This window comes from Streptomyces rugosispiralis, assembly GCF_024505145.1.
Lineage (GTDB): Bacteria > Actinomycetota > Actinomycetes > Streptomycetales > Streptomycetaceae > Streptomyces > Streptomyces rugosispiralis.
On sequence record NZ_JANIAA010000081.1, the window covers coordinates 1 to 15,606 of the forward strand.

A 15,606-nucleotide genomic window follows, 5' to 3' on the forward strand; every position below is an offset into this window, starting at 1 on the left:
TAACGGTCATGAGGTGCTGGCGGTGGTACGTGGCTCCGCGGTCAACCAGGATGGTGCGTCGAATGGTCTGACGGCGCCGAATGGTCCGTCGCAGCAGCGGGTGATCCGGCAGGCGCTGGCGGGTGCGGGGCTTTCGGCGTCCGAGGTGGACGCGGTCGAGGCCCATGGCACCGGTACGACGCTGGGCGACCCGATCGAGGCCCAGGCGCTGCTGGCCACGTATGGCCAGGACCGCGAGGAGGGCCGACCGCTGTGGCTGGGCTCCATCAAGTCGAACATCGGGCATACGCAGGCCGCTGCCGGTGTCGCCGGTGTGATGAAGATGGTGCTGGCGCTGCGCCACGGTGTGCTGCCGCCGACGCTGCACGTGGACGAGCCGACCCCGCATGTCGACTGGTCCGCCGGTGAGCTGGAGCTGCTGACCGAGGCGCGGGAGTGGCCGGAGACCGGCCGTCCGCGCCGGGCCGCGGTCTCGGCGTTCGGCATCAGCGGCACCAACGCCCACACCCTGCTGGAGCAGGCCCCGGAGCCGGAGGAGCGCCCCGCCGCCGCCCCGGCGGTGGAGCTGCCGACGGTGCCGTGGGTGCTGTCGGGCAAGTCCCCGGCCGCCGTACGCGGTCAGGCCGAACGACTGCTGGCCCACCTCGGCGGCGAGACCGCACCGGCCGGACCGGCCGCACCGGCCGCCACCGATGTGGCCTACTCGCTGGCCACGACCCGCGCCGCCCTGGACCACCGGGCGGTGCTCACCGCGGACAGCGGGGACGGGCCGCTGTCGGGTCTCGCGGCGCTGGCGCGGGGCGAGTCCGAGGTGCCGGGCCTGGTCGAGGGCTCGGTGGCCGGTGGCAAGGTGGCGTTCCTGTTCACCGGGCAGGGCAGCCAGCGGCTGGGCATGGGCCGTGAGCTGTACGACGCCTTCCCGGTGTTCGCGGACGCGCTGGACGAGGTCTGCGCCCACCTGGACGGGCATCTGGAGCGGCCGCTGCGGGAGGTGCTGTTCGGGGAGGACGCCGCCGCCCTGGATCAGACGGGCTTCACTCAGCCCGCGCTGTTCGCGGTCGAGGTGGCGCTGTTCCGGCTGGTCTCGGAGGCGTGGGGGCTGCGTGCGGACTTCCTGTCCGGCCATTCGATCGGTGAGTTGGCTGCCGCGCATGTGGCGGGTGTGCTCTCGCTGGCGGACGCGGCGAAGTTGGTGGCGGCGCGTGGCCGGTTGATGCAGGAGTTGCCCGCCGGTGGCGCGATGATCGCCGTCCAGGCGTCCGAGGACGAGGTGGCGCCGCTGCTCACCGAGCGGGTGTCGATCGCCGCGCTCAACGGCCCGACGTCCGTGGTCATCGCGGGTGATGAGGACGCGGCTGTCGCGATCGCTTCCGGTTTCGAGGCCCAGGGCCGTAAGACCAAGCGGCTCACCGTGAGCCACGCGTTCCACTCCCCGCGCATGGACGGGATGCTGGACGCGTTCCGCGAGGTGGCCGAGGGGCTGTCGTACGAGGCTCCGCGCATCCCGATCGTGTCCAACCTGACCGGCGAGCTGGTCCCCGCCGAGGAGATCACCACCGCCGACTTCTGGGTGCGCCACGTCCGGGAGGCCGTCCGCTTCCTCGACGGTGTCCGCACCCTCGAAGCCCGCGGCGTCACCACGTACGTCGAGCTGGGCCCCGACGGTGTCCTCACCGCCATGGCGCAGGACTGCCTGGCCGAGCCCGACGCGGCCGAGCTGCTGCCCGCGCTGCGCAAGGGCAGGCCGGAGGCCGAGGCGGTGACGGGCGCGCTGGCCCGGCTGTACGTCCGTGGCCAGGCCCCGGACTGGGCGGCGTTCTTCGCCGGTACGGGCGCGCGGAAGGTCACGCTGCCGACGTACGCCTTCCAGCGGAGCCGCTACTGGGTCGACGCCCAGCTGAGCCTGGACGAGGTGGCCTCGGCGGGGCTCGGCTCGGCCGATCACCCGCTGCTGGGCGCGGCGGTGGAACTGCCCGACGCGGACGCGTACGTGTTCTCCGGTCGGCTGTCGCTCGCCTCGCACGCGTGGCTGGCGGACCACACGGTCGCGGACACGGCCGTGCTGCCGGGCTCCGCGTTCGTGGAGCTGGCGGTGCGCGCCGGGGACCACGTGGGCTGTGCGCTGCTGGAGGAGCTGACCCTGGACGAGCCGCTGGTCCTGCCGGAGCGCGGCGGGGTGCGGCTGCGGGTGTCGGTCGGCGAGCCGGACCGTGACGGCCGTCGTCCGCTGGCCGTGTACGGGCGTGACGAGCGCTCGGAGGCGGACCGGGCGTGGACCCGGCACGCCGCCGGTGTGCTCGCGTCCGGCGAGGCCGCCGCGGGTGGCGGTGCCGAGTCGCTGTCCGTGTGGCCGCCCGCCGACGCGGAGCCGGTCGACACCGATGAGCTGTACGCGAGCATGGCGCGTGCCGGGCTGCTGCACGGTCCCGCGTTCCAGAGCCTGCGCCGCGTCTGGCGGCGTGGCGAGGAGGTGTTCGCGGAGGTGCGTATCGCGGAGGAGCGGCAGCCCGAGGCGGCCCGCTTCGCCCTCCACCCGGCCCTGCTGGACGGCGCGTTGCGGCCGCTGGCCCTGGGCGCGGGCGGCGCCGCGGTGGCGCGCTCCTGGCGCGGGGTGAGCCTGTACGCGGTGGGCGCCGAGGCGCTGCGCGTACGGCTCGCGCTGACCGAGGACGGCGCGGTGTCGATGGTGGCGGCCGATGAGTCGGGCGCGCCGGTGGCGTCGGTGGACGCGCTGGTGACCGGGGCGCTCGAGGTGGACCGGATCGCCGGTGCCGCCGCGTCCGACCGCCATGAGTCGCTGTTCCGTATCGACTGGGCGCCGGTGGCGGCGCCCTCGGAGGCCGCGTCGGCGGGGATCGCCGTCATCGGCGGCGATGAGCTCAAGCTGAGCGTGGCCCTGGAGACGGCCGGGTTCCGTGCCACGGTCCATGACGACCTCGTATCGCTGAACGCGGCGGTCGAGGCGGGCGGGTCCGCGCCGGACACCGTGCTGGTGCCGTTCCCGCCGGAGCCGGGCGCCGCGGAGGGCGGCCTGGCCGCCGCCGCGCACACGGCCACCCACCGCGTCCTGGCCCTGCTCCAGGAGTGGCTGAACGGCGGCCGGCCCGGTGCGGCCCGGCTGGTGGTGGTCACCCGTGGCGCGGTGGCGGCGGCCGGTGACACGGCGGTGACGGACCTGGTGAACGCCCCGGCGTGGGGGCTGCTGCGGTCCGCGCGGACCGAGAACCCGGGCCAGTTCGTCCTGCTGGACGTGGACGGCGAGGTGTCGTACCCGGCGATCGCGGCGGCGCTGGGCTCGGGCGAGCCCGAGCTGGCGCTGCGCGCCGGGACGGCGTACGCGCCACGCCTGGCCAGGGTCGAGACGAGCCCGGCCAGCGGGACGGCCGGGGCCGTCGGTGCCTCGGGGCCCGCCGACGCCACCGGGTCCGCCGACGCCATCGGCACCGCCGAGGTCACCATGGCCGTCGACGCGGCCGACGCCGCCAAGGCCGTCGATCCGGACGGCACCGTGCTGATCACCGGCGCCACCGGAGGTCTGGGCAGGCTGTTCGCCCGCCATCTGGCCACCGCGCACGGCGCCCGCCATCTCCTGCTGACCAGCCGCAGCGGCCCCGCCGCCGACGGCATGGCCGAACTCGTGGCGGAGCTGGCCGAGTTGGGCGCGCGGGCCACCGTCGCCGCGTGCGACGCGGCCGACCGGGAGGCGCTGGCCGGGCTGCTGGCCACGATTCCGGCGGACCGTCCGCTGACGGCCGTGGTGCACACCGCGGGCGTCCTCGACGACGGCGTCATCGACATGCTGACGCCCGAGCGGGTGGACACGGTGCTGCGGCCCAAGGTCGACGCGGCCGTCAACCTCCATGAGCTGACCCGCGATCTGGACCTGTCCGCCTTCGTGCTCTTCTCGGCCGCGGCCGGCACGCTGGGCGGCGCGGGCCAGGGCGGCTACGCGGCGGCGAACGTCTTCCTCGACGCCCTCGCCGGCCACCGCCGCGCCACCGGCCGTACCGCGGTGTCCCTGGTGTGGGGCATGTGGGCCGAGGAGCGGGGCATGGGCGGCAGGCTCGGCGAGGCCGACCAGCAGCGGGCGGCCCGCGGCGGGGTGCTGCCGCTGTCCGCGGCGGAGGGGCTCGCCCTGTTCGACGCGGCCCACGCCGTGCCCGACGAGGCGGTGCTGGTGCCCGTACGGCTGGAGATGGCGACGCTGCGCGCCGCCGCCACCACCGGGGAGCTGCCGTCGCTCTACCGCGGCCTGGTGCGCACACCGGTGCGCCGTGCCGCGGCCGGTGGCCCCGCCGCCCCGGAGGCCGGGGCGGACACCGGCGAGGGCACCCTGGCCCAGCGGCTGGCCGGGCAGTCGGAGGCCCAGCAGCAGCGGACCGTGCTGGATCTGGTCCGCCGTCAGGTGGCCGCCGTGCTGGGCTACCCGGCGAAGGACCAGGTGGGTGCCGAGCAGGCGTTCAAGGAGCTGGGCTTCGACTCGCTGACCGCCGTGGAGCTGCGCAACCGGCTCAACGCGGCCACCGGGCTGAAGCTCACGGCCACGCTGGTCTACGACTACCCGACGCCGGTGGCGCTCGCGCGCCATCTGCGCCAGGAAGTGGCGCCGGAGGCCGAGGGCCCCGGAGTGTCCGTACTGGAGGAGCTGGAGCGGTTGGAGAACAGCCTGTCCACGCTGACGCCGGAGGAGCTGGCCTCGGTAACGGAGGACGAGGCCGCCCATGCGAACATCGCGGTGCGCCTGCAGACGCTGCTGGCGAAGTGGAACGACGTGCGTCGCACCGCGGACGACGCCGGGGCGGAAGCCGAGGCGGAAGCGTTCGAAGAGGTCAGTGACGACGAGCTCTTCGACTTCATCGACAAGAGGTTCGGTAACGGCTGAAGCGCGGCAGCACCCTCATCCGAACCCCCCGACGATCAAGAGCATTGCGAATAGGTGAACGTCCATGGCGACTGCGAACGAAGCCAAGCTCCGCGAATATCTGAAGAAGGTCACCACCGACCTCACCGCCGCCCACCGGCGGCTGCAGGAGGCCGACGACCAGGCCCATGAGCCGATCGCCATCGTGGGCATGAGCTGCCGCTTCCCCGGGGGCGTCAGCACGCCAGAGGAGCTGTGGCGGCTCATGGCCTCCGGCGGTGAGGCGCAGACGGAGTTCCCGGCCGACCGCGGCTGGGACCTGCGGAACCTGTTCGACTCCGACCCGGACACCCCGGACACCACCTACACCCGCGAGGGCGGGTTCCTGGGCGATGCCACCCGGTTCGACGCGGCGTTCTTCGGGATCTCGCCGCGCGAGGCCATGGCGATGGACCCGCAGCAGCGGTTGCTGCTGGAGACGTCGTGGGAGGCGTTCGAGCGGGCCGGTATCGACCCGGCGTCCCTGCGCGGCAGCCGGACCGGTGTCTTCGCGGGCATGAACGCCTCCGACTATCTGACGGTGGCGCTCGACGCCGAGGACGACTTCGGCGGCCACCTCGGCACCGGCAACGCCGCCAGCGTCGTCTCCGGCCGGCTCTCCTACGTGTTCGGTCTTGAGGGCCCGGCCGTCACGGTGGACACGGCGTGCTCCGCGTCGCTGGTGGCGCTGCACCTGGCCGTCCAGTCGCTGCGGCTGGGCGAGTGCTCGATCGCGCTCGCGGGCGGCGTCCATGTGATGTCCACGCCGGGTCTGTTCATCGAGTTCAGCCGGCAGCGCGGACTGTCCGAGGACGGCCGCTGCAAGGCGTTCTCGGCGGACGCCGACGGCTTCGGCCCGGCCGAGGGCGTGGGCGTCCTGCTGCTGGAGCGGCTCTCGGACGCCCGCCGCCTGGGCCACAAGGTGCTGGCCGTGGTGCGCGGCTCCGCCGTCAACCAGGACGGCGCGTCCAACGGTCTGACCGCGCCCAACGGCCCGTCCCAGCAGCGCGTCATCCAGCAGGCGCTGGCCAACGCGCGGCTGTCCGCGGGCGACGTGGACGTCGTGGAGGCCCACGGCACGGGCACCTCGCTGGGCGACCCGATCGAGGCGCAGGCGCTGCTGGCCACCTACGGCCAGGACCGGCCCGAGGAACTGCCCCTGCTGCTCGGCTCGGTGAAGTCCAACATCGGCCACACCCAGGGCGCCGCGGGCATCGCCGGGGTGATGAAGATGGTGCTGGCGATGCAGCACGGGGTGGTCCCCGAGTCGCTGCACATCACCGAGCCGTCCCCGCACATCGACTGGTCGTCGGGGAAGATCGCGCTGGTCAGGTCGGCCATGCCGTGGCCCGAAACCGGCCGTCCGCGCCGTGCGGGCATCTCCTCCTTCGGCTTCAGCGGCACCAACGCGCACACCATCGTCGAGCAGGCCCCCGCCGAGGAGCCGGGCCCGGTCGAGCTGGTGTCCAAGCACCCGGGCGTGCTGCCGTGGGTGCTCTCCGGCAAGAGCGAGGCGGCGCTGCGCGCCCAGGCGTGGCGGCTGCTGGACCGGCTCCAGGACGAACCGGCGCTGCGCACGGTGGACATCGGCCTGTCGCTGGCCACCACCCGCTCCGCGCTGGACCACCGCGGGGTGGTCCAGGGCCGGGACCGCGAGGAACTGATGGCCGGGCTGACCGCACTCGCCGAGGGCGGCATGGCGGCCGGTGTGGAGCGGGGCGCCGTGGTCGCCGGGCAGACGGCGTTCGTCTTCCCCGGGCAGGGGTCGCAGTGGGTGCGGATGGGGGTGGGGCTGATGGACGCCTCGCCCGTCTTCGCGGCCCATATCGAGGAGTGCGCCGCGGCGCTCGCGGAGTTCACCGACTGGTCGCTGGTGGATGTGCTGCGCGGCGCGGAGGGCGCGCCGTCGCTGGACCGGGTGGACGTTGTTCAGCCGGTGTTGTTCGCCGTGATGGTGTCGCTCGCGGAGGTGTGGCGTTCGCTGGGTGTCGGCCCGGCCGCGGTGATCGGCCACTCGCAGGGCGAGATCGCCGCCGCGTGCGTGGCGGGAGCCCTGTCGCTGAAGGATGCCGCCCGGGTGGTGGCGCTGCGCAGTCAGGCGATCGGCCGGGTGCTGGCGGGCAAGGGCGGCATGGTGTCGGTGGCGCTTCCGGTGGCGGACGTACGCGAGCGGATCGCGCCGTGGGGCGAGGAGCGGATCTCGGTGGCGGCGGTCAACGGGCCGTCCTCGGTGGTCGTCTCCGGTGAGCCGACCGCCCTGGACGAACTGCTGGCCGCGTGTGAGGCGGACGAGGTGCGGGCGCGCCGGGTGCCGGTGGACTACGCCTCGCATTCGGCTCAGGTGGAGTTGCTCCGCGAGGAGTTGCTGGAGCTGCTGGCGCCCGTACAGCCGAAGAGTGCCCAGGTGCCGTTCCTGTCGACGGTGACGGGGGAGTGGGTCGAGGGTCCGGAGCTGGACGCGGAGTACTGGTTCACCAACCTGCGGCGCACGGTTGAGCTGGAGGGTGCCGTTCGCCGTCTGCTGGACGAGGGCTTCGGCGTGTTCATCGAGTCCAGTGCCCATCCGGTGCTGACCATGGGGGTGCAGGAGACCGCCGAGGACGCCGGTGTGGACGCGGCCGCGATCGGCTCGCTGCGCCGTGACGAGGGCGGCCTGGACCGCTTCTGGGCCTCCGTCGGCGAGGCGTGGTCGCGCGGTGTGGCCGTGGACTGGGACGCGGTGTTCGACGGCACCGGCGCCCGCCGGATCGAGCTGCCCACGTACGCCTTCCAGCAGCAGCGCTACTGGCCCGAGGCCGCGCCCGCGGTCGCCGCGGGGGAGAGCGGGCACGACGCCGCGGAGGCGAAGTTCTGGGCCGCCGTGGAGGCCGAGGACTGGCAGACGCTGGCCGCCGAGCTGACGGTCGAGGGCGATCAGCCCATGAGCGCCGTCCTGCCCGCCCTGGCGTCGTGGCGCAAGCAGGCCCGCGAGCAGTCCACGGTGGACGGCTGGCGCTACCGCGTCACCTGGAAGCCGCTCGCCGAGGAGCGCTCCGCGCGGTTGACCGGCACCTGGCTCGTCGTCACCCCGGCCGCCGAGGACACCTGGACCGACGCCGTGGCCGGTGCGCTCGCCGAACGCGGCGCCGACGTACGGCGGATCGCCGTGGACACCGCCGTCGACGGCCGGGAGGAGCTGGCCGTACGGCTGCGCACCGCGCTCGCCGAAGCCGAAGCCGAAGCCGAAGCCGGAGCCGGAACGGAAGCCGGAGCCGGAGCCGGAACGGAAGCCGGAGCCGGCGCCGAGGCCGGCGGCGCCGCGTTCGCCGGGGTGGTCTCGCTGCTGACCCCGGCCGAGGGCGCACACCCCGAGCACGCCTCCCTGCCCGCCGGAACGGCCGCCCAGCTCGCGCTGGTCCAGGCCCTCGGCGACGCGGGGATCGGCGCGCCGCTGTGGTGCCTGACACAGGGCGCCGTCTCCGTGGGCGGCACGGACCGCCCGGCCGCGCCCGAGCAGGCGCTGGTCTGGGGCCTGGGCCGGGTGGCCGCGCTGGAGCACCTGGAGCGCTGGGGCGGCCTGATCGACCTGCCCGACACGCCCGACGAGCGCGCCCTGACCCGGCTGATGGGCCTCCTCGCCTCCGACGGCGACGACGACCAGGCCGCGATCCGTGCCACCGGGGTCTTCGGCCCCCGACTGGTGCGCGCCCCGCTGGCCGACACCTCCGCCGTACGGGCCTGGCGGCCGACCGGCACCACGCTGGTCACCGGCGGTACGGGACGGCTCGGCGCACAGGTCGCGCGGTGGCTGGCCCGCAACGGCGCCGACCATCTCGTCCTGGCGAGCCGCCGGGGCCCGGACGCCCCCGGGGCGGTCGAGCTGGAGGCCGAGCTGACCGGGCTCGGCGCCAAGGTCACCCTCGCCGCGTGCGATGTGACCGACCGCGCCGCGCTCGCCGAGACCCTCGCGGCCATCCCGGCCGACCAGCCGCTGACGGCCGTCGTGCACACCGCCGCCGTCATCGACGACGGGGTGATCGAGGGGCTGACCCCGGATCAGGTCGAGCGGGTGCTGCGGCTGAAGGTGGACGCCACGCGCCATCTGCACGAGCTGACCCGGGAGCGGGACCTGACCGCGTTCGTGCTGTGCTCGCACTTCTCCGCCACCTTCGGCGCGCCCGGCCAGGGCAACCAGGCGCCCGGCAACGCCTTCCTGCACGCCTTCGCCGAGCAGCGCCGCGCGGACGGACTGCCCGCCACCACGCTGACCTTCGGCCCGTGGGGCGACGGCGCCACGGTCGACGGCGCCGTGGGCGACCGGATGCGCCGCCACGGCATCAACGAGATGGCACCCGAGCCCGCCACCGCCACGCTCCAGCACGCGCTGGACCGGGACGAGACCGCGCTGACCGTCATCGACATGGACTGGCGGCGCTTCACCCTCGCCTTCACCGCCGACCGGCCGCGTCCGCTGCTGCACGACCTGCCCGAGGCCCGCGAGGTCGTCGAGGAGATGGCCGCGGCCGAGACCGACGACGCGGGCACGGCCGGTGTGGCCCTGGCCGGGCAGCTCGCGGGCCTGCCGGAGACCGAGCGGGAGCGGGTGCTGCTGGATCTGGTGCGCAGCGCGGTGGCCGCGGTGCTTGGCCACTCCGGCGCCCAGGCCATCGAGGCCGGCCGGGCCTTCAAGGACCTGGGCTTCGACTCGCTGACCGCGGTCGAGCTCCGCAACCGGCTGGGCGCCGCGAGCGGGCTGAAGCTGCCGCCGAGCCTGATCTTCGACCACCCGACCCCGGCCGCCGTGGCCGCCTATCTGCGGGCCGGGATCGCGCCCGACGAGGCGGCCGACGGCACGGCGGTGCTCGATGAGCTCGACAAGCTGGAGTCCGCGCTCACCGGCACCGCGCCCGACAACATCACCCGGGCCCGGATCACCATGCGGCTGCAGTCGCTGCTGGCGAAGTGGAACGAGTCGGACGGCACGGCGATCACCGCCGAGCCCGCCGCCGCGACGGCGCCGGAGCGCCCGGCGAAGGACACGGTGGACGCCGAACAGCTCCAGTCGGCCAGTGATGAAGAGCTGTTCGCATTCATCAACAAGGGACTCGGAAGGGCTTGACGAGAATTTCGCTATTGACGTCGTATCCGATGTCGGCCAGGATTTTCTCTACCCTTCAATAGAGTTTCGAAATACCGGCTGCCCCCTATCGCTCCTTGGGTCTCCAGGGGGTCATAGGGGGCAGCTAGGGGTTGTTATGAGGGTTAGTTCGCACATAGCCTCTCAGCGAGAAGTCGACTGATTTGGTTGTTGGTTACCGGCTCCCGTTGAGGATCTGTGGAGCATTTCCGATGCCGTCTGCCGTAATTGGATTGCGTAAATGGCGAATGAAGAGACGCTGCGGGACTACCTCAAGCTGGTAACGGCGGATCTGCACCAGACTCGCCTCCGCCTGCAAGAGGCCGAGGCGAAGAACCACGACCCCATCGCCATCGTGGGGATCGGCTGCCGTTATCCCGGAGGCGTCTCGTCGCCCGAGGACTTGTGGCGCATCGTCAGCGAGGGCGTCGACGCGGTCAGCGAGTTCCCGCTGGACCGCGGGTGGAATGTCGACACGATGTACCACCCGGACCCGGACCACCCCGGCACCAGCTATGTGCACGAGGGCGGATTCGTCGACGGCATAGCCGATTTCGACCCCTCCCTGTTCGGCATCAGCCCCCGGGAAGCGCTCGGCATGGACCCGCAGCAGCGGATGCTGCTGGAGACCTCCTGGGAGGCGTTCGAGCGCGCCGGAATCGACCCGGTCGCGGTGCGCGGCCGGCAGATCGGCGTCTTCGTCGGCACCAGCAATCACGATTACCTGGGCGCGATCCTCAGTTCCAACGAGAACTTCGAGGGCTACTTCGGCACCGGTAACGCCGCGAGCGTCGCCTCCGGCCGCCTTTCCTACACCTTCGGTTTCGAGGGTCCGGCGGTCACCGTCGACACCGCCTGCTCCTCCTCGCTGGTGGCGCTCCACCTCGCCGTCCAGGCGCTGCGCAACGGCGAATGCTCGCTCGCGCTCGCCGGTGGCGCCACCCTGATGTGCGCGCCCGGCGTCTTCGTCGACTACAGCAAGATGCGCGGACTGGCCCTCGACGGCCGCTCCAAGCCCTTCGCCCCGGAGGCCGACGGCTTCTGCCTGGGCGAGGGCGTCGGCATGCTGCTGGTCGAGCGGCTGTCGGACGCCCAGCGCAAGGGCCACCCGGTGCTCGCCGTGGTCCGCGGCTCGGCCGTCAACCAGGACGGCGCCAGCAACGGCCTCACCTCGCCCAACGGCCCCTCGCAGCAGCGCGTCATCCTCCAGGCGCTGGCCAACGCCCGGCTCAGCCCCGACCAGGTGGACGCCGTCGAGGCCCATGGCACCGGCACCGCACTCGGCGACCCGATCGAGGCGCAGGCGCTGCTCGCCACGTACGGCCAGGATCGGCCCGAGGGCAAGCCGCTGCTCATCGGCTCCATCAAGTCCAACATCGGCCACGCCCAGGCGGGCGCCGGTGTCGGCGGCATCATCAAGATGGTCATGGCGATGCGCCACGGCCAACTGCCCAAGACCCTGCATCTCACCGAGCCCACCCCGCACGTCGACTGGACCGCCGGGGACGTCGAACTGCTCACCGCCACCCGCGAGTGGGCCCGGGACCCCGAGGGCGCCACCCCGCGCCGCGCGGGCATCTCGTCGTTCGGCATGAGTGGCACCAATGTGCACACCATCCTCGAGGAGGCCCCGGCCTCCCCGGCCCCCGTCGGACACGCCGAGGGCGACGAGCCGGAGCGGGCCGAGCCGCCCCTCGTCCCGGTCGTGCTGTCCGGCAAGAACGAGCAGGCGCTGCGCGCCCAGGCGCTGCGGCTGCGGACCCATCTGGCCGCCCACCCCGGCCACCGCCTCGCCGACGTCGGCTACTCCCAGGCCGTCACCCGCGCCGCCCTCGACCGCCGCGCCGCGGTCGTCGCCGCCGACCACGACGAGCTGCTCGCGGGCCTCGACGCGCTCGCCGAGGGCCGCCACCACCCCGAGGTGGCCGAGGGTCTCGCCGCCGAGGGCAAGGTCGCGTTCCTCTTCACCGGCCAGGGCAGCCAGCGGCTCGGCATGGGCCGTGAGCTGTACGCCACCTACCCGGTGTTCGCCGAGGCGCTGGACGCGGTCTGCGCCCAGCTCGACCGCTTCCTCGACCGGCCGCTGAAGGACGTGCTGTTCGGCGACGACGCCGCCACGCTCGACCGGACCGGCTACACCCAGCCCGCGCTGTTCGCCGTCGAGGTGGCCCTCTTCCGCCTCGTCGAATCCTGGGGGCTGCGGCCGGACTTCCTCTCCGGCCACTCCATCGGCGAGCTGACCGCCGCCCATGTCGCCGGGGTGCTCTCGCTCACCCACGCCTCCGCTCTGGTGGCCGCGCGCAGCCAGCTGATGCAGCAACTCCCCACCGGCGGCGCGATGATCGCGGTGCAGGCCGCGGAGGACGAGGTGACGCCGCTGCTGACCGAGCGGGTGTCCATCGCCGCCATCAACGGCCCGACGTCGGTCGTCATCGCCGGTGACGAGGGTGCGGTCGTGGAGATCGCGGCGGGCTTCGAGGCCCAGGGCCGCAAGACCAAGCGGCTCACCGTCAGCCACGCGTTCCACTCCCCGCACATGGACGGGATGCTGGAGAACTTCCGTCAGGTGGCCGAGCGGCTGACCTACGAGGCCCCGAAGATCCCGATCGTCTCCAACCTCACCGGCACCCTGGTGAGCGCCGACGAGATCACCACGCCCGAGTTCTGGGTCCGCCACGTCCGCGAGGCCGTCCGCTTCCTCGACGGCGTGCGCCGCCTCGAGGACCACGGCGTGACGACTTATCTGGAACTGGGCCCCGACGGGGTGCTCTCCGCCATGGCCCAGGAGTGCGTGAGCGGCGGCCGGAACCGCACGTTCGCCTTCCTGCCCGTTTTGCGCTCCGGCCGCCCCGAGCCCCGCACCCTGAGCAACGCGCTCGCCCAGGCCCACGTCCGCGGCCTGCCCGTGGACTGGGCCACGTACTACGCGGGCACCGGCGCCCGCCGCGTCGAGCTGCCCACCTACGCCTTCCAGCGGCAGCGCTACTGGCCGGCCAACCCCTTCTCGTACGGCGCCGACTCCGCCGCCGCCGAGGCCGCCGCACCGGCCGTGGCCGACGCCCGGTTCTGGGAGGTCGTGCACAGCGAGGACCTGGCCGCCCTGGTCGACACCCTCGGCCTCGACGGCGACCAGCCCCTCAGCGAGGTGCTGCCGGTCCTGTCCGCGTGGCGCCGGCAGAGCCATGTGGACACCACCGTGGACGGCTGGCGCTACCGCGTCACCTGGACGCCGCTGCCGCAGGCCCAGGCCAAGCCGCTCACCGGCACCTGGCTCGTGGTCACCCCCGAGGGACGCGCCGACGACCCCTGGGTGGCGGAGTCGCTGCGGCTGCTGGCCGAACGCGGCGTCACCGTCCACCGGATCGACGTCGACGGCACCACCGCCGACCGCGCCGCCCTCGCCGAGCGGATCCGCACCGCCCTGAGAGCCTGTGTCATATCCCCGGCCGGGCGCGCGGCGTCTGGCACGCTCCCCCAGCTACCGCTGGGAGGTGCCCCCCTGACGCCGCACGCTGATCCGACCAGGGATATGACACAGGCTCTGAGCCCGGACCCGGCGGCCCCGGCCCCGCGCTTCGACGGTGTGCTCTCCCTGCTCGGCCTGGACGAGCGCCCGCACGACCGGCACCCCTCCCTCACCGCCGGACTCGCGGGGACCCTCACCCTCGTCCAGGCCCTCGGCGACGCCGACCTCGACGCCCCGCTGTGGAACGCCACCCGCGGCGCGGTCTCCGTCGGCCGCTCCGACCGGCTCACCAGCCCCGAGCAGGCCCAGATCTGGGGCCTGGGCCGCACCGCCGCCCTCGAACACCCCGAGCGCTGGGGCGGTCTGATCGACCTGCCCGAGACCGCCGACGACCGCGCCCTCGGGCGGCTCGCCGACATCCTCGCCGGGCCCGAGGGCATCAGCGGCGAGGACCACCTCGCCATCCGCCCGCAGGGCATCCACGTGCGACGGCTGGCCCGCGCACCGCACCACGAGACCACCGACGACGGCTGGACCACCCACGGCACCGCGCTGATCACCGGCGGCACTGGCGCCCTCGGCGGCCACGTCGCCCGCTGGCTCGTGGCCCACGGCGCCCAGCACATCCTGCTCACCAGCCGCCGTGGCCCCGACGCGCCCGGCGCCGCCGAACTGCGGGACGAACTCACCGCCCTCGGCGTCCAGGTGACCGTCGCCGCCTGTGACGTGGCCGACCGCGACGCCCTCGCCGGGCTGCTGGCGACCGTCCCCGCGGACCTCCCGCTGACCACGGTCGTCCACGCCGCCGGAGTGCTGGACGACGGGGTGCTCGACGCCCAGACCCCGCGGCGCATGGCCGATGTGCTGCGCGCCAAGGCCGATTCCGCCCGCCATCTGCACGAGCTCACCCGCGGCCTCGACCTGTCCGCCTTCGTGCTCTTCTCCTCCATGGCCGCCACCTTCGGCGCCGCCGGACAGGCCAACTACGTGGCCGCCAACGCCTACCTCGACGCGCTCGCCGAACAGCGCCGCGCCGAGGGGCTGCCCGCCACCTCGATGGCCTGGGGCGCCTGGGCCGACGGCGGTATGGCCACCGACGAGCTGGTGGCCGAGCGGCTCCGGCAGTCCGGGCTGCCCGCCCTCGCCCCCGAACCGGCCACCGCCGCCCTGGGCGCCGCGCTCGACCTCGACGAGACCTTCTCCCTCGTCGTGGACATCGAATGGGACCGCTTCGCCCCCGGCCTGTCCAGCCACCGCCCGAACCCGCTGCTCGCCGACCTCTCCGAGGCGCGGCGCGCGATCGAGGTGGCACGCACCGCCACCGGCGGCCCCGCCATCCCCGGCCAGCCGACCTCGCTGGCCCAGCGGCTGACCGACGCCGGAACCGACGAGGAACGCGACCAGATCGCCCTGGACTTCGTCCGCACCCAGGTGGCCGTCGTCCTCGGCCACCCCGGACCGGACTCGGTGGAGCCCAGCCGCGCCTTCCGCGACCTCGGCTTCGACTCGCTGACCGCGGTCGAGATCCGCAACCTGCTGTCCACGCTCACCGGGCTCAAGCTGCCCGCCACCATCATCTTCGACTACCCCACCCCGATCGCCCTCGCCGATCACCTCCAGGCCGAACTCATCGGCTCCCGCCCGGCGGTGACCGGAGCGTCGTCGGTGGGCGTGGCCCTGGACGACGACCCCATCGCGATCGTCGGCATGAGCTGCCGCTTCCCCGGTGGTGTGCGGTCGCCGGAGGAGCTGTGGCGGCTGCTGGCGTCCGGGCAGGACGCGGTGACGGGCTTCCCCGCCGACCGCGGCTGGGACCTGGAGACGCTGTACGACCCGGAGGGCACCGGCGAGCACACCAGCTACGTCCGCGAGGGCGGATTCCTCGCCGACGCCGCCGAGTTCGACCCCGTCTTCTTCGGCATCTCGCCGCGTGAGGCGCTGGCCATGGACCCGCAGCAGCGGTTGCTGCTGGAGACCTCCTGGGAGGCGTTCGAGCGGGCCGGAATCGACCCGACCACGCTGCGCGGCCAGCAGGTCGGCGTGTTCGCCGGTACCAACGGCCAGGACTATCTGCCCGTGATCCTCTCCGCCCCCGATGGCTCGGAAGGCTTCATGGGGACGGGC

3 protein-coding genes are annotated in these 15,606 nt (G+C 73.8%); all 3 read left to right on the forward strand.

The features are described from left to right. Positions 1–4,882, forward strand: a 4,882-nt coding sequence (locus NP777_RS45960) for a type I polyketide synthase (RefSeq protein WP_256656164.1), incomplete at its 5' end; no start/stop codon positions are given. 64 nt (positions 4,883–4,946) lie between these two features. Then, the gene (locus tag NP777_RS45970) at positions 4,947–9,998 is read left to right on the forward strand and encodes a type I polyketide synthase (protein WP_305890821.1); all 5,052 of its coding nucleotides are present in this window, start codon (positions 4,947–4,949) and stop codon (positions 9,996–9,998) included. Between the two features lie 259 nt (positions 9,999–10,257). Further along, a partial coding sequence (locus NP777_RS45975; RefSeq protein ID WP_256656165.1) for a type I polyketide synthase occupies positions 10,258–15,606 on the forward strand: 5,349 nt, incomplete at its 3' end.

Excerpts from the sequence above, each read along its gene's own strand:
- NP777_RS45970 (WP_305890821.1), top strand. The coding sequence starts at position 4,947 with ATGGCGACTGCGAACGAAGCCAAGCTCCGCGAATATCTGAAGAAGGTC.